Genomic DNA, 16,514 nt, shown 5'->3' with positions numbered 1-16,514 from the left:
ATTAATGGTTCAGAAATGATCTAACGCGGAGAAAAATATGATCAGGGAACATATTCAGCAAGCGATAAATAATAGGTTAGCCTTTGATGGCCCATTCAATGTTGTTCCTGAACCTGCAAGCACTGCGTTTGATAGCCGGATCCCGACATTGAAAAACGGTGTCTGGCAGAAGGCCAGCCCTATGTTGCAGGCGCGTTTTGCACATTGTGGACGTTGGTTAAGCGCTACACATGGAAGCTGGCTAAGTATAAGTGACATGGAAACGCTTTGGCAGGAACACATAGAAGATACGTTTCTTGATGAAATCAAAATGAATGCTGTAGCTTCAAGTGATAATTGGGATAACCATGCCTTGGGACTATTTCGTTCTCATCGCCTGTCACTTTTTGCCGGTAGTGATTACAGTTATGAAATGGTTTTTCTCCTTTGGCTAGATAGTACCGTTGAGCCAGAGGTCTGGGTTTATGACTGCAATGGGGAATCACGTTATAAAGATCTTAATGATTACCTGAATGCATATATTAATGATGACGTAAGCGCCTGTGAGCGCTCCTGGCGAGTAGAATGAATAGCCCCCCTTGCCCCTTTGATCCACAAACCGCACATTACCTCGGCACAGTGCAAATCCACTACACCCAAACCGCCTTCAACGCTGCCGTTAAGCATTATACCTGTTACATTAAAAAGCGTTTTAAAGGGTTTAAATGGGGAATCCGAACCGCTGGCTTATTGGCTATACTGCCCATGATCCCACAATGGTTGAAACCTTCTCATGACTTTAAACTCAACGCAATCAGTACGTTAATTCTTCTATTAATGTTGCCACTCCTCTTATCAATGTTCCTGTTAATCAGCAGAAGAATTAACGATTTTAAGTCAAAAACAAAGCAAGTTACTTTTACGAAACCCGTGCGTTATGCGTTTTATTTCGAGGGGATTGTTTTTTATGAATCTCATCAGCAGGGCATACTTCGCTGGGAAGATTTTTATAGCATTGAGTATGAAGAAGATTATTTGTGGCTTTTTCTGCATTTACCGAAGAGTTGTCCCAGAGAAGCGACGAAAGCGTTTTGCGATATTTTCATTCCCACCAGTGCGATAAAAGCGCAGCCTGAACTGGATACGTTTTTTCGTGAAACACGCCACTCGCTGGATTATCTGTTTGTCCCGTTTAATTCTGACAGAAAATAACATATCCCCCGTATCTGGTGAAACGGGGGATTTCGTCGCTTAACTTATCGGATTACAGTTTTGGACCAGCCGCTACCAGCGCGGCACCCGCAGGGGTGTCGGTGTATTTATCGAAGTTGTCGATAAACAGTTTCGCCAGCGTTTCAGCTTTTTCCTGCCACTGTTCCGGAGAAGCGTAGGTGTTACGCGGATCGAGGATCTTAGTGTCTACGCCCGGCAGTTCAGTCGGGATCGCTAAATTAAACATCGGCAGAGTGAAGGTTTCTGCGTTATCCAGCGAACCGTTGAGGATAGCGTCGATAATGGCGCGGGTATCTTTAATGGAGATACGTTTGCCAGTACCGTTCCAGCCAGTGTTAACCAGATATGCCTGCGCACCCGCCGCTTGCATACGTTTCACCAGCACTTCTGCGTACTGAGTTGGGTGCAGCGACAGGAACGCCGCGCCGAAGCAAGCGGAGAAGGTTGGCGTCGGTTCGGTGATGCCACGTTCAGTACCGGCCAGTTTGGCGGTGAAGCCAGAGAGGAAGTGGTACTGAGTTTGATCGGCAGTCAGGCGAGAAACCGGCGGCAGCACACCAAAGGCGTCTGCGGTCAGGAAGATAACTTTAGTTGCGTGGCCCGCTTTGGAAACCGGTTTAACGATGTTATCGATGTGATAGATCGGATAAGAAACGCGGGTGTTCTCGGTTTTTGAACCATCGTCAAAATCGATAGTGCCATCTTCACGTACGGTGACGTTTTCCAGCAGCGCATCGCGACGGATAGCGTTGTAGATTTCAGGTTCCGCTTCTTTCGACAGCTTGATGGTTTTCGCGTAGCAGCCGCCTTCGAAGTTAAACACGCCGTCGTCATCCCAGCCGTGCTCGTCATCGCCAATCAGGCGACGTTTCGGGTCGGTGGAAAGGGTGGTTTTACCGGTGCCGGAAAGGCCAAAGAACACCGCAACATCGCCTTTCTCGCCAACGTTGGCGGAGCAGTGCATGGAGGCGATACCTTTCAGCGGCAGCAGGTAGTTCATCATTGAGAACATCCCTTTCTTCATTTCGCCGCCGTACCAGGTGCCGCCAATCAACTGCATACGTTCAGTTAAGTTAAACGCCACGAAGTTTTCAGAGTTCAGCCCCTGCTCTTTCCACTGGGGGTTAGTGCATTTTGCGCCGTTCATAACGATAAAGTCAGGTTTAAAACCAGCCAGCTCTTCATCGCTCGGGCGAATAAACATGTTTTTGACAAAATGCGCCTGCCAGGCCACTTCGGTAATGAAACGTACGGAAAGACGCGTGTCTGGGTTCGCACCACAGAAAGCGTCGACAACGAACAGACGTTTGCCGGAAAGCTGTTTGGTCACCAGGCTCTTCAGATGCTGCCAGGTTTCCGGAGAGAGAGGTTTGTTGTCGTTCTTACCTTTGCCTTTATCAGCCCACCAGAAGGTATCGCGAGTGGTATCGTCACGGACGATATACTTATCTTTTGGTGAGCGACCGGTGAATATACCGGTATCGACGGCAACGGCACCCAGATTAGTTAACACCCCGCGCTCATAACCTGTCAGGCTCGGATCGAGCTCTTCCTGATACAGCAGGTCGTAGCTTGGGTTGTAAACGATATCATGTACGTCACTGATACCATAAGCCTCGAGTTCTTGCGGGGTCAAACCATTGTTAACGCGCATTTCACTGCTCCTTAGCCAATATGTATTGCCTGAATAGTAAAGTCTTTTTGGGGGTGTTAACCGCGACAAGGCTCATAGATTTACGTATCTGGAGAAATTCATATTTGACAAAAAACTCCGTGATTCCTGTCACGAAACGGTTGCTATTATCGCAGAAATAGCATTTTAGGTGTGGAAAATGTTCTTAAAAGGTTAAATCTTGGTTTATATGGCGGGAATATTGTGAGTGGAATCGCATTCCTGAATGAAATTGATGCAAATTCAATCAGTAAAGTATCGATTCACCACGCTAACTTTTTTTGATTATTTTCTGAAAGAAGCAAAATACTACGGCCCGGATGCGATAATTAATCCACCTTTTGATTCTGGATAACTAACATGGATAACGTTGAACTTTCACCCGCAACACGCTGGGGAATGATTGCTACCGGATTACTTCAGGGTCTGGTTTGCTACCTACTGATCGCCTGGCTTGCCGGAAAAAATCACAGTTGGATTGTTTATGGCGTGCCTGCGACCGTCGCGTTTTCATCCGTTTTACTCTTCTCCGTGATCTCCTTTAAACAGAAGCGCCTTTGGGGATGGCTGGCGCTGGTGTTTATTGCCACGCTGGGAATGAGCGGCTGGCTGAAGTGGCAAACTGATGGCATGAACCCCTGGATAGCTGAAAAGGCGCTTTGGGATTTTGGTTGCTATCTGCTGCTGATGGCAATGTTGTTGCTACCGTGGATACAACAAAGCCTTCGCATCCGCAATGACAGTAGCCGCTATCGCTATTTTTACCAGTCAGTATGGCATAACGTACTTATATTACTGGTGATTTTTCTCGCCAATGGCCTGACGTGGCTGGTACTTTTACTGTGGGGCGAGTTGTTTAAACTTGTTGGCATCACGTTTTTCAAAACGCTCTTTTTTGCAACCGACTGGTTTATTTATCTCACGTTAGGTCTGGTTACCGCACTGGCGGTGATCCTCGCGCGTACACAGTCACGTTTAATCGACTCTATTCAAAAGTTGTTCACGTTAATCGCCACGGGGTTGCTGACGTTAGTATCATTGCTAACCCTGATGTTTATCATCACCCTGCCGTTTACGGGCCTGAGCGCGATTTCTCGCCACATCTCCGCCGCTGGGTTGCTGTTAACGCTGGCCTTTTTGCAATTGATCTTAATGGCTATTGTCCGCGATCCGCAAAAAGCGTCACTTCCCTGGACGGGGCCGTTGCGTTGCCTGATTAAAACCGCTCTGCTGGCTGCTCCGCTGTATGTGTTCGTCGCCGCCTGGGCGTTATGGCTGCGGGTCGTTCAGTACGGCTGGACTGTCGACCGCTTGCAGGGCGCGCTGGCGGTGCTGGTGTTACTGGTATGGTCGCTGGGGTATTTTGTCAGTATCGTCTGGCGTAAAGGGCAAAACCCTCTTGTTCTTCAGGGCAAAGTGAACCTTGCGGTTTCGTTATTGGTGTTGGTAATACTGGTGCTTCTTAATTCGCCGGTGCTGGATAGTATGCGCATTAGTGTGAACAGTCATATGGCACGTTATCAGAGCGGCAAGAACACGCCAGATCAGGTAAGTCTCTACATGCTCGAACAGAACGGTCGCTATGGACGTGCGGCGCTTGAGTCGCTGAAAAGCGATGCCGAGTATATGAAAGACCCGAAACGCGCACGGGATCTGCTGATGACGTTAGATGGAGAGCAACATCTTCAGGAACAGGTATCGGAAAAAGTATTAGCCGAAAATGTGTTAATTGCCCCAGGCTCTGGCAAACCGGATACGGCATTCTGGTCGGCCTTAATCCAGGATCGCTATAACGTGATGACCTGTATTGAAAAAGACGCCTGCGTACTGGTCGAGCAAGATCTGAATAGTGATGGTCAGGCGGAGCGGATCCTGTTTGCTTTTAATGATGACAGAGCCATTGTCTATGGCTTTGACTCAGCCAGAAAAGAATGGGACGCGCTTGATATGAGTTTACTTCCGAACGAAATAACGAAAGAAAAATTACTCACAGCTGCGAAGGATGGAAAGCTGGGGACGAGGCCGAAAGCGTGGCGCGATCTGACGGTAGATGGTGAAACGCTGGAAATAAACTTAAGCAAATGACAATGCTTTTATCGGATACGACGCTTTATCTTACCAACAATAACTTGTGAATTATTGCGTAGGCCTGATAAGCGCAGCGCATCAGGCCATTACGTCGTAAAATCCGGCAGAGCCCTCTCTGCCGGACATACTCATTAATGAACTTGCGGATCTGCCGGAGACGCGTTGTTGCGGATTTCAGCAATATCCATCGCATTGAACAGATAGTGGTTACCGCAGTAATCACAATGCATGTCAATTTCGCCATCTTCCGCCAGGATACTATCGACTTCTTCATCCGGCAGCGTTTTTAGCGCGTCGGCGCAACGTTCACGCGAACAGGTGCATTTGAACTCCACATCCTGCGGATCGTAAACCGTCACCTCTTCTTCGTGATACAAACGCCACAACACTTCGTTTGCCGGTAAGGTCAGCAGTTCTTCGGTTTTGATGGTTTCGGTTAGCGTTGCCAGGTGGTCAAAGTCGTCCTGCTGGGCATTTTGCGCAGGCATTACCTGCAACAACATACCGCCTGCAGCCGGTTTGCCGTCTACGTCGCCGGTGCGAATAAACAGGCGCGTCGGCAGCTGTTCAGAACGCATAAAGTAATCTTCCAGGCAGGCCGCCAGGGTATCACCTTCCAGACCCACCACGCCCTGATAGCGTTCACCTTCGCTCGGGGTGATGGTGATCACCACGTAACCATTGCCCACTAGCGTTTTCAGGTCGGCATTTTCTGGAATTTCGCCCTGCACGCGCGCCACACCGCGCATCTGCTGGTTGTTGTTACCGTTAATAACCGCCAGATTCATCGGTCCGTCGCCTTGCAGTTGTACGGTGATATCACCATCAAACTTCAGCGTAGCGGTTAACAGGCTGGTCGCAACCAGCAGTTCTGCCAGCACGTTTTTAACGGGCTGCGGATAATCGTGATTCTCAAGGATCTGTTGCAGGGTTTCCGAAACGGTTACCAGTTCGCCGCGTACGGCAAAGTTTTCAAACAGATAGCGATGTAATTGGTCATGTTGCGGCATAATCATCTCTCTTGCAGGTGACAGTTATTCACTGTCGCCGTGTTTAAATCGTAACAGGTCGCGGCGCTCTTTTTTGTCCGGGCGTCGGTCCGGGTGCGGCATGGTTAAGGCATTAAGTTTACGTGCCAGCGCCATTTTTTCGCGTTTCTCTACACTTTCTGCAGTCTCTTCATACAGCAAGACTGCCTCGCTGGCGGGGCGACGCTGTTCAGTAATCGCCTTTACAATCACCGTTCGTTCGTCATTTCCCTGGCGCAGAGTGAGCGTGGCATTCAGCTCGACGATTTTGCTTGGCTTGCTGCGCTGCCCGTTGTAGTGCACCTTACCGCCTTCGATCATTTCGCGGGCCAGCGCGCGGGTTTTATAAAAACGGGCGGCCCATAGCCATTTATCCAGTCGAACCTCAACAGCAGGTTTTTCTTTCATGGCGTCTCCTTCACATTAGCGAGGGGATCAGGCGGCGGTAGTCATTCAGTGACGGATGGTGCTGATACTGTTTCTCGGCAATCCCGGAGTCAGGATTAGTCACACCGAGGCAGTAACGAATACCAAATTGTGCGGCAGCATCGAGAATCGCTTCGCTGTCATCAATAAACAGCGTTCTTTCAGCTTTCAGACCCGTAGCTTCGGCCACCGCATGCCATAACCGCTGATCCTCTTTCGGATAACCAAATGTGTGGGTGGAAAGTAATAAATCAAGGTGTGCGTCCAGACCGGTATGCTCAAGTTTTACCGCCAGGTTATGCGGATGAGCATTGGTGAGCAAAATTCGTTGCTTACCACTGGCTTTCAGTGCCTCAAGAAACGGAATGGTATCTTCACGCAGTACGGCACGCGGTCCCATCTCGGTGGTCATCGCACAGATATCCAGACCCAGTTGCTCACTCCAGTAATCAAGACAGTACCAGTTTAGCGTATGCTGCACGTCGTGATATTGCTGGCGCATATAGTCCATCGCTTCCTGTGGTGTGACCCCGTTTTTCGCCCCCCATGTTTCAGGCACCAGCTTTTGCCAGAAATAGTTATCGAAGGCGAGGTCGAGCAACGTGCCGTCCATATCCAGCAGAACGGTATCTACGTCCTGCCAGGCAATGTTGATATGCATGAGGGAAATCTCCAGAGTGAAGCAATTTGCGCGACAGGGTAGCATAACCTGCCGCGCAAACGTGTTATTCAATAAGGCTTTCTGAAGAGGTAATCAGTTGCGGATTCAGGCAGCTTTCATAATAGGCCTGAATCTCCATCATCCTGGTGCGATGACGTTGATAACGACGCCACGCCTGCACGCCATTATAGATGGCGCTACCCAGCATCGTCAGTAGCAAAAGTGTGGTGCTGAGATAGCGCCACAGGCCGGAACGATCCGGGATCGGATGAAGGCCTATATGCTGCGTACCATTGGCGTCGGTGAAGATTTTTGTGACGATGCCTTCGGCGTTAAACGGCGTATGCATTAACATTTGCGCCAGTTTCTGGAAAGCGTTCCACTGTTCTTGCGGCGGGTAGTCGTAAAGTGATGTTGAAGGCCAGGGTTGATCAACAAAATCGCTGCCTTCGTCGCTGACAATCAGGAATCCGCCTGGGGCCGGACTGTTAAGTGACTGTGCCGCTCGCGCTGTTTCATGCGTGATGAACGGTGCGGTGGAGGTCGCCACCAGGTTATCCAGCGATTCCGCACTCACTGGGCGTAATAACACATTCACGCCATCGAGTTTCCCGGCGTTAGCGCGTTTGACCAGCGCGTCCCAGTCTTTACTGTTGCCGAGATTGACCAGCGCATTTTTCAGTCGCACACAGTCATCTTTGGCAGAACACAGATCCGCTGTCTTCAGTACTATGTCGCCAAAATCATCAAGCAATACCATGCCGGATTTTTGAATTGCTGAACGTAATGAGGCGCTGACGCGAGATTCATCTTCCGGTTTAGGGTGCAGCTGGCGATTAACTGCTTCGGTCAATGCCGTCGCTTTGTTGACCAGTTCAGATTCTGGTAATGGTAATGAACGGGCGTCATTCCAGATGATCTGCGAGCAGTCAAACGGTAAAAAAGGTGAATTGGTTTTCGCGCTCCAGGTACCGGAAGTGCGAATATTACACATTCCCGTACCGCTAATACGCAATGTATCGCCAACCCGCACGCCAGCGTCAGCCAGTTGTTTCACGCTGGTGGCTTCAATGGTCTGCGCGCCTTTCATCCACGAGAGGGTGAATTTCAGCGGCATATCCAGCGGGATCCAGAATAACAGCATAAACAGCACCAGTAGCGAGCCCGCAGCGATAATCGTACTGCGCAGCCAGTGCTGTAACGGAAAGTTTTTTACTTCATCATGCAGCGAAAGATATCGCCCCTGACGCACTACGTGGCGGTCGAGATAGATATCGATATCGGTTTGTTGGCCGAGATCCTGAGCAATGTAGGGCTGCCAGTGTGCGGGATAGACCAGGTCGATAATACCGAGTGAAATATTGTTGATCTGTTCCTGATCGTTTTCGCCAAACAATCCCCAACGACGGGGTGTACCGCGCAGACAATGAATTTCCCGCAGGGAGGATTTTGCCGGGGGCGCGAATAGCCCCCACAGTCCTGCGCCCAGCAGCAGTAACGCGCCGCCTGCCAGCCACGGAACAAATACATCCGGGGTAATCAGGCAGAAAAAGAACATCAGGAAGGAGGCGACAATCAGCAACGCTTCGCGCAGCCCGCGCGGACGACTTAGCGCATACTCTTCGTGCGTTTCTTTGCGAATATTGAGTAGCTCGATTTGCTCACTCTCTTCCCCGCGAATAGACGCCTGTGTTGACGGAACAGGTTGCAAGGCATAGCCGCGAGTTTCCTGCATGTACTCCTGCAGCGTATGACCGTTGAGTGAAATAACCAGCGGCAGCGAATCGGTATGAATCAGTTCAACGGTATTCTCATCGTTGATGTACTGCTCCCAGAAAGGGGGCAGGTGGACTTCTACCGAATCGAGGTAGTAACGCCATTTATTCGGATCGTCGGTAGAGATGCCGTAACGCGTGATAGCGTGTGTCAGCATCATGACGTTGTTGCTTTCGGCATTCAGCGCCAGAGAGATCGGTGCCGCGCTGGCTCCCGTTGGGCCCGGCACCTGTAATACCTGCGTCAGGCTCTCAAGATAATTTTCAACGGCGCTACGTTCTTCAGGTGTGAGTTTACGCGTTTGCGCATCCGCGAAGGCGTTGGTCCAGGGCAGCTGACGCCGTCTGGATCGCACTTTTATCAGCCATCCCGCAAGTAGTGAGCAGGCCAGCAAAGCAGCTAAAAAAATCACAATGGTGCTCATGCTTTCCCCATCTTACTTAGTCTGTCAGGCGTGGTCAGTCGCACCGGACACAATACATGATTCTGCGGTTGGCTATCGGCAAGCGTGGAGTTTAACTTGAGCATCATTAAGCACATCACAGTAACCGCTGATCATAGCAAACCCTCTGAAGGCGGAATATCAGCAAATTCCTGGAGTTATTTCAACCTATTGACTTTTAATTTGATTTGAGGATGATTATTTAATAAGTTACATAAATGTAAATAACATGCAATTCACATTGCCGAAAGCGTGTCCGATATCGCACAATAACCGCTGATTTCACAGCATAGATCCCACGATGAGCAAATCATTACAAAAACCCACCATTCTGAATGTTGAAACTGTAGCCCGTTCACGACTGTTTACCGTCGAAAGCGTGGATCTGGAGTTCAGCAATGGCGTGCGGCGTGTTTATGAACGAATGCGTCCAACCAACCGGGAAGCGGTGATGATTGTGCCGATTGTGGACGATCACCTGATCCTGATCCGCGAATACGCAGTGGGAACGGAATCCTACGAATTAGGTTTTTCGAAAGGATTAATTGATCCGGGTGAAAGCGTCTACGAAGCCGCTAACCGCGAGCTAAAAGAAGAGGTTGGATTTGGTGCGAACGATCTGACTTTTTTGAAGAAGCTCAGCATGGCACCGTCTTACTTTTCCAGCAAAATGAATATCGTAGTAGCGCAAGATCTCTACCCGGAATCGCTGGAAGGCGATGAGCCAGAGCCGCTACCACAGGTGCGCTGGCCGCTGGCGCATATGATGGATTTGCTGGAAGATCCTGACTTCAACGAAGCACGTAATGTCAGCGCACTGTTCCTCGTGCGCGAGTGGTTGAAGGAGCAGGGGCGAGTGTAAATGCGTGAAGTTTGCCTGATGCACAATGCTTATCAGGCCTGCGCGGCTCCTGCAATATATTGATTTTTATCGATATTTTCAGACGGATAACGTGTTCACGCCGTATCCGGTATAAATAAAGTGACACTTTGTCAGCAAACAGAAAAAGGCGCCGAAGCGCCTTTTTAATCAGAACAATTCCTGTGCCTCGCCATTATCGATAATGGTCGTTCCCACCTCGTGCACCGCCTGTTGTGTCGGCTGTGTACCTTCGATGAAATACTCTTCGCGGCTGTTGCCACCATTAGCTAACTGCCCGGTGCTGCGATCGATATTCACCGTCACAATACCCGGCGGCGGCGTCAGCGGCTGTTCCGGCACGCCTTCAAGAACGGCTTTCATATAAGCGTCCCATGCAGGCTGGGCACTCTTGGCACCGCCTTCGTAACCTGAGATCTGATCTTTAATCGCTCCGGAAGCCGTTGTATGACCGAGATTACGGCGGTGATCATCAAAGCCAATCCAAACCGAGGTCACAACGCCCGGACCGTAACCCGAGAACCACGCATCTTTCGAACTGTTAGTGGTACCCGTTTTTCCGCCGATATCATGCCGTTGTAAATCACGACCTGCTCGCCAGCCGGTACCCTGCCAGCCTGGCTCACCAAAAATATTGGTGTTCAGGGCGCTCTTAATCAGGAATGCCAGCGGAGTGTTGATGACGTGCGGTGCGTACTCCTGCGCGCCAGTCTTCGCGACTAACGCCTGATTCGCCTGCTCCAGCTGCGGCATTGGTACAGAAACATTCTGCTGCTCGCGGGAGATAGCGACATCTTCAACATCGTTATTTTCCAGCACGTTCGATTTCTGCGTATCACCGTAAATCACCGGAATATCGCATTCCGGGCAGGCTACTTTCGGTTTCGCTTCGAAAATCACGCCGCCCTGATCGTTTTCAATTTTGCTGATAAACCACGGGTCCACCAGGAAGCCGCCGTTCGCCATTACCGCGTAGCCGCGCGCCACCTGCATTGGGGTGAAGGACGCTGAACCCAGCGCCAGCGATTCGGTGTGGACAATGTTTTGCGCCGGGAAGCCGAAGCGTTGCAGATATTCTGCAGCGTAGTCGACGCCCATCGCCCGCATTGCGCGTACCATCACCACGTTTTTCGACTGGCCCAGTCCCTGACGTAAGCGAATTGGACCGGCATACTGTGGTGGTGAGTTCTTCGGCTGCCAGTCAGAACCGGCACCTGCATCCCAGCGGGAAATTGGCACATCGTTCAACATACTTGCCAGCGTCAGACCTTTATCCATCGCCGCGGTGTAGAGGAACGGTTTGATGTTGGAACCTACCTGACGCAGTGCCTGGGTGGCGCGGTTAAACTTGCTCTGATTGAAATCAAAGCCACCGACCAGCGCCATAACGGCACCGTTTTGCGGATTGATCGACACCAGCGCCGAGTTCACTTCCGGCACTTGTGCCAGCCACCATGTATCGCCAACCTGACGAACCCAGATTTGCTGACCCGTTTGCAGAACATCGGTCACTTTACGCGGCGTCGGTCCCTGCTGAGTATCCGAACGGTAAGGACGCGCCCAGCGAACGCCTTCCATACTCAATGCGACGGTCGACCCGTCCGCCAGCATCGCCGTCGCTTCCTGAGGATTGGCGCTGGTGACTGCGGCAGGCAGCAGCGGACCATAGGTCGGCAGCGCCTTCAGCGTATCGGTAATCTTGTTGTTATCCCACGCCGATTCGCCCACTTTCCACAGCACATTTGCCGGGCCGCGATAGCCGTGGCGCATGTCGTAGTCCAGCACGTTATTACGTACTGCCTGCTGTGCGGCCTGCTGTACTTTGCGGGTGATGGTGGTGTAAATGCGATAACCGTCTTCATAGGCACTTTCGCCATAACGGTTATACATCTCCTGGCGCACCATTTCGCTCAGGTACGGCGCAGAGAAAGCAATCTCCGGCGCGTGATAGTTAGCGTTAATCGCCTCAGTGCGTGTCTGATCGAACTGTTGTTGGGTGATATACCCTTCATCCAGCATCCGCGACAGTACGACGTTACGCCGCGCGACGGCACGATCCATTGAGTAGAGCGGATTAAAGGTGGAAGGCGCTTTCGGCAGCCCGGCTATCACCGCCATTTCGTTCAGCGTCAGTTGGTCGACCGTTTTACCGAAATAGACTTGTGCCGCAGCACCGACACCATAGGCGCGGTAACCGAGGTAAATCTTGTTCAGATAAAGCTCGAGGATCTCGTCTTTCGTCAGCAACTGTTCAATGCGAATCGCGAGGAAGACTTCCTTAATCTTACGCATCAGCGTGCGTTCTGGACTGAGGAAGAAGTTTCTCGCCAGCTGCTGGGTAATGGTACTCGCCCCTTGTGACGCGTGGCCGGAGAACAGCGCCACACTTGCCGCACGGAAGATCCCCACCGGGTCAACGCCGTGATGCTCGTAGAAGCGGCTGTCTTCCGTCGCGATAAAGGCTTTCACCATCTCCGGCGGGATTTGATCCAACGTAACCGGAATACGACGTTTCTCACCGTATTGAGCAATCAGCTCGCCATCGGCGCTGTAAATCTGCATCGGAATTTGCAGGCGAACATCTTTTAATGTCGCCACATCCGGCAGTTGTGGCTCGATGTAGCGGTATAGGCCATAAATCGAGCCTGCTCCCAGCAGAATGCAACAGACTGCAAGGATCAAAAAATACTTTACGAACTTCACTGGAAATTTCCCATTTAGTTTCATTTGGGCAGTTTATAAACAAACGCGCGGTAGTATAAAGGCAAGCCAGACGCATTGATATACCCGTCAGAGTGACGGGTGATAAGGAGATCATCACAATGGCATTTAAGATCTGGCAAATTGGTTTGCATTTACAACAGCAAGAAGCGGTGGCGGTTGCGATCGTGCGGGGCGCAAAAGAATGCTTTTTGCAACGCTGGTGGCGGTTGCCGCTGGCGAACGACATAATCAAAGATGGGCGGATTGTCGATGCACAGCGGCTGGCTAAAACGTTGTTACCGTGGAGTCGCGAACTGCCGCAGCGTCATCACATTATGTTGGCGTTTCCCGCCAGTCGCACATTACAGCGGTCATTTCCGCGCCCGTCGATGTCCCTTGGTGAGCGGGAGCAAACGGCCTGGCTGTCCGGGACGATGGCCCGCGAGCTGGATATGGATCCGGACTCCCTGCGCTTCGATTACAGCGAAGACTCACTCAGTCCCGCCTATAACGTGACTGCCGCGCAAAGCAAAGAGCTGGCAACGCTGCTTACTTTGGCAGAAAGGTTGCGTGTTCATGTTAGTGCGATCACCCCGGATGCCAGTGCATTACAGCGATTCCTGCCTTTTTTACCTTCTCATCAGCAATGTCTGGCCTGGCGTGATAACGAACAGTGGCTGTGGGCGACGCGCTATAGCTGGGGGCGCAAACTGGCGGTGGGGATGACTAGCGCGAAGGAGCTGGCGGCAGCGTTATCCGTTGATCCCGAAAGCGTCGCGCTATGTGGCGAAGGCGGATTTGACCCGTGGGAGGCGGTTTCTGTTCGTCAGCCGCCGCTACCGCCGCCAGGTGGAGACTTTGCCATCGCGCTGGGGCTGGCGCTAGGGAAGGCGTACTGATGAACCCGCCAATTAATTTTTTGCCCTGGCGACAGCAACGCCGGACCGCTTTTCTTCGTTTCTGGTTGCTGATGTTCGTTGCGCCTCTGCTGCTGACCGTCGGGATAACGCTAATATTGCGTCTGACAAGCAACGCCGAAGCTCGCGTAGATGCCGTTTTGCTTCAGGCGGAACAACAACTCGCCCACAGCTTACAAATAACGAAACCACGTTTGCTGGAGCGCCAACAAATTCGTGAGCAGCGTTTGCAAAGGCAGCGCCAGCGACAATTTACCCGTGACTGGCAATCTGCGCTGGAAGCACTGGCGGCGCTTTTACCCGAGCACGCCTGGCTGACAACGATAAGCTGGCAGCAGGGAACGCTGGAGATCAAGGGGCTAACAACAAGCATTACCGCGTTAAACGCGCTGGAAACGTCACTCCGCCAGGATGCTTCTTTTCATCTCAATCAGCGGGGGGCCACGCAGCAGGATGCGCAGGGACGCTGGCAATTTGAGTATCAGTTAACAAGGAAGGTTAGCGATGGACATGCTCTTTGACTGGTGGTTCGCCACATCACCCCGCCTCCGCCAGCTTTGCTGGGCATTCTGGTTGATGATGTTAGTTACGCTCATTTTTCTGTCATCGACACACCAGGAAGAGAGCGACGCATTAATTCGACTACGGGCAAGTCATTACCAGCAGTGGACCGCACTGTATCGCCAGGTAAACACCACTCCCTTCAGCGAGGAAAAAACGCAGCCCTTTTCGCCACTGGATTTTCAGTTATCCGGCGCGCAACTGGTTTACTGGCATCCATCCGCGCAGGGAGGTGAGTTGGCGTTGAAAACGCTGTGGGAAGCAGTGCCGTCGGCATTTACACGGCTGGCAGAGCGCAACGTCAGCGTGAGCCGTTTTTCGTTAAGCGTGGAAGGTGATGACCTTTTGTTCACGCTACAACTGGAGACGCCGCATGAGGGTTAAACGCTGGTTGTTAGCAGGCATTGCATTGTGCCTTTTAACCGGTATGCGTGACCCTTTTAAACCGCCGGAAGATCTATGCCGGATTAGCGAACTTAGCCAGTGGCGCTATCAGGGGATGGTAGGGCGAGGCGAGCGCATCATCGGTGTAATAAAAGATGGGCAAAAAAAATGGCGACGGGTGCAGCAAAACGATGTGCTGGAAAACGGCTGGACGATCTTACAGCTAACGCCAGACGCACTAACGCTGGGAACCGGGACAAACTGCGAACCGCCACAATGGTTGTGGCAACGGCAAGGAGATACAAATGAAGCAATGGATAGCCGCACTACTGTTGATGCTGATACCCGGCGTACAGGCGGCAAAGCCGCAAAAAGTGACGCTGATGGTGGATGACGTTCCGGTAGCTCAGGTGTTGCAGGCGCTGGCTGAACAGGAGAAGTTGAACCTGGTGGTGTCGCCAGACGTCAGCGGTACGGTGTCGTTACATCTAACAGATGTTCCCTGGAAGCAAGTACTACAAACTGTAGTGAAAAGCGCCGGACTGATAACGCGTCAGGAGGGCAACATTCTCTCGGTGCATTCCGTTGCCTGGCAGAATGACAATATCGCCCGTCAGGAGGCGGAGCAGGCGCGGGCGCAGGCAAATCTGCCGCTGGAAAATCGCAGTATAACCCTGCAATACGCCGACGCGGGAGAACTGGCGAAAGCGGGGGAGAAGCTACTGAGTGCCAAAGGGAGTATGACCGTCGATAAACGCACCAATCGCCTTTTGCTGCGAGATAACAAAGCGGCGTTAAGCGCGCTTGAACAGTGGGTAGCGCAAATGGATCTGCCGGTCGGGCAGGTTGAGCTGTCGGCGCATATTGTCACCATTAATGAAAAAAGTTTGCGTGAGTTAGGCGTGAAATGGACGTTGGCTGATGCGCAACAAACTGGTGGCGTTGGGCAAGTCACCACGCTTGGCAGCGACCTCTCCGTAGCGACGGCGACAACGCATGTCGGTTTTAACATTGGACGCATCAACGGACGTTTACTGGATCTTGAGCTTTCCGCGCTCGAACAAAAACAGCAGCTGGATATTATCGCCAGCCCGCGTCTGCTGGCCTCACATCTTCAGCCTGCCAGCATTAAACAGGGGAGCGAAATTCCATATCAGGTTTCCAGCGGGGAAAGTGGCGCGACGTCGGTGGAATTTAAAGAGGCCGTCCTGGGGATGGAAGTTACGCCCACGGTGTTACAAAAAGGTCGCATCCGGCTGAAATTACACATCAGCCAGAACGTTCCGGGGCAGGTGCTACAGCAGGCCGATGGCGAAGTGCTGGCGATTGATAAGCAGGAGATCGAAACGCAGGTCGAGGTCAAAAGCGGAGAAACGTTGGCGCTGGGTGGCATTTTTACCCGTAAAAATAAATCGGGTCAGGATAGCGTACCGTTGCTTGGCGACATTCCCTGGTTCGGGCAATTATTTCGTCATGACGGAAAAGAAGATGAACGACGCGAGTTAGTGGTGTTTATCACGCCACGACTGGTTTCCAGTGAGTAAACAGCCGTAAAAGCGGTAATGTTTTTACGCTGAACGTGTTTCATCTATTTGACGCGCGCAGGTATTTAGCATACAAGGAGTACCGATTTGAGAGTTGGTGCTCTTCGCTGCCTGCGTTCCATGATGATGATTTATCATTCAGGCGGCATTTTGCTGTCTTTTTTACGCTAATCTTACCCGGTGATTTATCGCCAGAGCGGTGGTAGCAAGGCAGCGCGCT

15 protein-coding genes are annotated in these 16,514 nt (G+C 51.6%); 9 read left to right on the top strand and 6 right to left on the bottom strand.

Annotation, left to right across the window (positions count from 1 at the left end):
• The first annotated feature begins 37 nt into the window (after positions 1-37).
• Together QUE34_RS20560 and QUE34_RS20555 are read left to right on the top strand one after the other, a co-directional pair.
• On the top strand, positions 38-568 hold the full coding sequence (locus QUE34_RS20560) for a hypothetical protein (RefSeq protein ID WP_000617565.1): 531 nt from the start codon (positions 38-40) through the stop codon (positions 566-568).
• Complete coding sequence (locus QUE34_RS20555) at positions 565-1,191, top strand: hypothetical protein (protein ID WP_032303923.1); 627 nt, start codon at positions 565-567, stop codon at positions 1,189-1,191. Before QUE34_RS20560 ends, QUE34_RS20555 begins: the two co-directional genes overlap by 4 nt.
• 52 nt (positions 1,192-1,243) lie before the next feature.
• On the opposite strand, the gene pckA is transcribed toward QUE34_RS20555, so the two are convergent.
• Positions 1,244-2,866 (bottom strand): phosphoenolpyruvate carboxykinase (ATP), encoded by a 1,623-nt coding sequence (gene pckA, locus QUE34_RS20550; protein WP_032303922.1) that lies wholly within the window; start codon positions 2,864-2,866, stop codon positions 1,244-1,246.
• Positions 2,867-3,244: 378 nt separating this feature from the next.
• Between pckA and QUE34_RS20545 the strand changes: the two genes are divergently transcribed.
• Positions 3,245-4,969, top strand: coding sequence for a DUF4153 domain-containing protein (locus QUE34_RS20545; protein WP_286338872.1), 1,725 nt, complete (start codon positions 3,245-3,247; stop codon positions 4,967-4,969).
• Between the two features lie 134 nt (positions 4,970-5,103).
• Here the strand turns inward: QUE34_RS20545 and hslO are convergent, their stop codons facing one another.
• The 4 genes from hslO to igaA all read right to left on the bottom strand — a co-directional run bounded on the left by hslO (position 5,104) and on the right by igaA (position 9,287).
• Positions 5,104-5,982 carry an Hsp33 family molecular chaperone HslO gene (gene hslO, locus QUE34_RS20540; RefSeq protein ID WP_001135574.1) on the bottom strand — a complete coding sequence of 293 codons (879 nt, stop codon included), beginning with the start codon at positions 5,980-5,982 and terminating at the stop codon, positions 5,104-5,106.
• 24 nt (positions 5,983-6,006) lie between these two features.
• The gene (hslR, locus tag QUE34_RS20535; RefSeq protein WP_000660487.1) at positions 6,007-6,408 is read right to left on the bottom strand and encodes a ribosome-associated heat shock protein Hsp15; all 402 of its coding nucleotides are present in this window, start codon (positions 6,406-6,408) and stop codon (positions 6,007-6,009) included.
• A gap of 10 nt (positions 6,409-6,418) precedes the next feature.
• Positions 6,419-7,087 (bottom strand): GMP/IMP nucleotidase, encoded by a 669-nt coding sequence (gene yrfG / locus QUE34_RS20530; protein WP_001353628.1) that lies wholly within the window; start codon positions 7,085-7,087, stop codon positions 6,419-6,421.
• A 64-nt stretch (positions 7,088-7,151) separates the two neighbouring features.
• Positions 7,152-9,287 (bottom strand): intracellular growth attenuator protein IgaA, encoded by a 2,136-nt coding sequence (gene igaA, locus QUE34_RS20525; protein ID WP_103253576.1) that lies wholly within the window; start codon positions 9,285-9,287, stop codon positions 7,152-7,154.
• 319 nt (positions 9,288-9,606) lie between these two features.
• Here igaA and nudE point away from each other — a divergent pair, with 319 nt between their 5' ends.
• Complete coding sequence (gene nudE / locus QUE34_RS20520) at positions 9,607-10,167, top strand: ADP compounds hydrolase NudE (RefSeq protein ID WP_000045742.1); 561 nt, start codon at positions 9,607-9,609, stop codon at positions 10,165-10,167.
• 168 nt (positions 10,168-10,335) lie between these two features.
• On the opposite strand, the gene mrcA is transcribed toward nudE, so the two are convergent.
• Positions 10,336-12,888 (bottom strand): peptidoglycan glycosyltransferase/peptidoglycan DD-transpeptidase MrcA, encoded by a 2,553-nt coding sequence (gene mrcA, locus QUE34_RS20515; RefSeq protein ID WP_032303918.1) that lies wholly within the window; start codon positions 12,886-12,888, stop codon positions 10,336-10,338.
• A 119-nt stretch (positions 12,889-13,007) separates the two neighbouring features.
• Here mrcA and hofM point away from each other — a divergent pair, with 119 nt between their 5' ends.
• Genes hofM through hofQ form a run of 5 tightly spaced genes read left to right on the top strand, consistent with a single transcriptional unit; the run spans position 13,008 to position 16,294 of the window.
• Positions 13,008-13,787 carry a DNA utilization protein HofM gene (gene hofM / locus QUE34_RS20510; RefSeq protein ID WP_001354999.1) on the top strand — a complete coding sequence of 260 codons (780 nt, stop codon included), beginning with the start codon at positions 13,008-13,010 and terminating at the stop codon, positions 13,785-13,787.
• A complete protein-coding gene (gene hofN / locus QUE34_RS20505) occupies positions 13,787-14,326 on the top strand; it encodes a DNA utilization protein HofN (RefSeq protein ID WP_039020609.1) in 540 nt (179 codons plus the stop codon). Before hofM ends, hofN begins: the two co-directional genes overlap by 1 nt.
• Entirely contained in the window at positions 14,310-14,750 is a 441-nt protein-coding gene (hofO, locus tag QUE34_RS20500; protein WP_032303915.1) for a DNA utilization protein HofO, read from the top strand. The genes hofN and hofO overlap by 17 nt, the downstream gene beginning before the upstream one ends.
• Positions 14,740-15,144: a DNA utilization protein HofP gene (hofP, locus tag QUE34_RS20495; protein WP_001264139.1), complete on the top strand. Its 405-nt coding sequence runs from the start codon at positions 14,740-14,742 to the stop codon at positions 15,142-15,144. Before hofO ends, hofP begins: the two co-directional genes overlap by 11 nt.
• Positions 15,056-16,294: a DNA uptake porin HofQ gene (gene hofQ, locus QUE34_RS20490; protein ID WP_072001002.1), complete on the top strand. Its 1,239-nt coding sequence runs from the start codon at positions 15,056-15,058 to the stop codon at positions 16,292-16,294. Before hofP ends, hofQ begins: the two co-directional genes overlap by 89 nt.
• The last annotated feature ends 220 nt before the right edge of the window (positions 16,295-16,514 follow it).

Source organism: Escherichia sp. KS167_9B, assembly GCF_030295215.1.
Taxonomy (GTDB): domain Bacteria; phylum Pseudomonadota; class Gammaproteobacteria; order Enterobacterales; family Enterobacteriaceae; genus Escherichia; species Escherichia coli_F.
Note: the sequence above shows the minus strand (reverse complement) of the source record. Positions and strands in the feature narration are given on the sequence as shown.

What these genes read in the sequence shown, in the direction of transcription:
- QUE34_RS20560 (WP_000617565.1), top strand. Translation starts at nt 38, where the DNA reads ATGATCAGGGAACATATTCAGCAAGCGATAAATAATAGGTTAGCCTTT.
- QUE34_RS20555 (WP_032303923.1), top strand. Translation starts at nt 565, where the DNA reads ATGAATAGCCCCCCTTGCCCCTTTGATCCACAAACCGCACATTACCTC.
- pckA (WP_032303922.1), bottom strand. Translation starts at nt 2,866, where the DNA reads ATGCGCGTTAACAATGGTTTGACCCCGCAAGAACTCGAGGCTTATGGT.
- QUE34_RS20545 (WP_286338872.1), top strand. Translation starts at nt 3,245, where the DNA reads ATGGATAACGTTGAACTTTCACCCGCAACACGCTGGGGAATGATTGCT.
- hslO (WP_001135574.1), bottom strand. Translation starts at nt 5,982, where the DNA reads ATGCCGCAACATGACCAATTACATCGCTATCTGTTTGAAAACTTTGCC.
- hslR (WP_000660487.1), bottom strand. Translation starts at nt 6,408, where the DNA reads ATGAAAGAAAAACCTGCTGTTGAGGTTCGACTGGATAAATGGCTATGG.
- yrfG (WP_001353628.1), bottom strand. Translation starts at nt 7,087, where the DNA reads ATGCATATCAACATTGCCTGGCAGGACGTAGATACCGTTCTGCTGGAT.
- igaA (WP_103253576.1), bottom strand. Translation starts at nt 9,287, where the DNA reads ATGAGCACCATTGTGATTTTTTTAGCTGCTTTGCTGGCCTGCTCACTA.
- nudE (WP_000045742.1), top strand. Translation starts at nt 9,607, where the DNA reads ATGAGCAAATCATTACAAAAACCCACCATTCTGAATGTTGAAACTGTA.
- hofM (WP_001354999.1), top strand. Translation starts at nt 13,008, where the DNA reads ATGGCATTTAAGATCTGGCAAATTGGTTTGCATTTACAACAGCAAGAA.
- hofN (WP_039020609.1), top strand. Translation starts at nt 13,787, where the DNA reads ATGAACCCGCCAATTAATTTTTTGCCCTGGCGACAGCAACGCCGGACC.
- hofO (WP_032303915.1), top strand. Translation starts at nt 14,310, where the DNA reads ATGGACATGCTCTTTGACTGGTGGTTCGCCACATCACCCCGCCTCCGC.
- hofP (WP_001264139.1), top strand. Translation starts at nt 14,740, where the DNA reads ATGAGGGTTAAACGCTGGTTGTTAGCAGGCATTGCATTGTGCCTTTTA.
- hofQ (WP_072001002.1), top strand. Translation starts at nt 15,056, where the DNA reads ATGAAGCAATGGATAGCCGCACTACTGTTGATGCTGATACCCGGCGTA.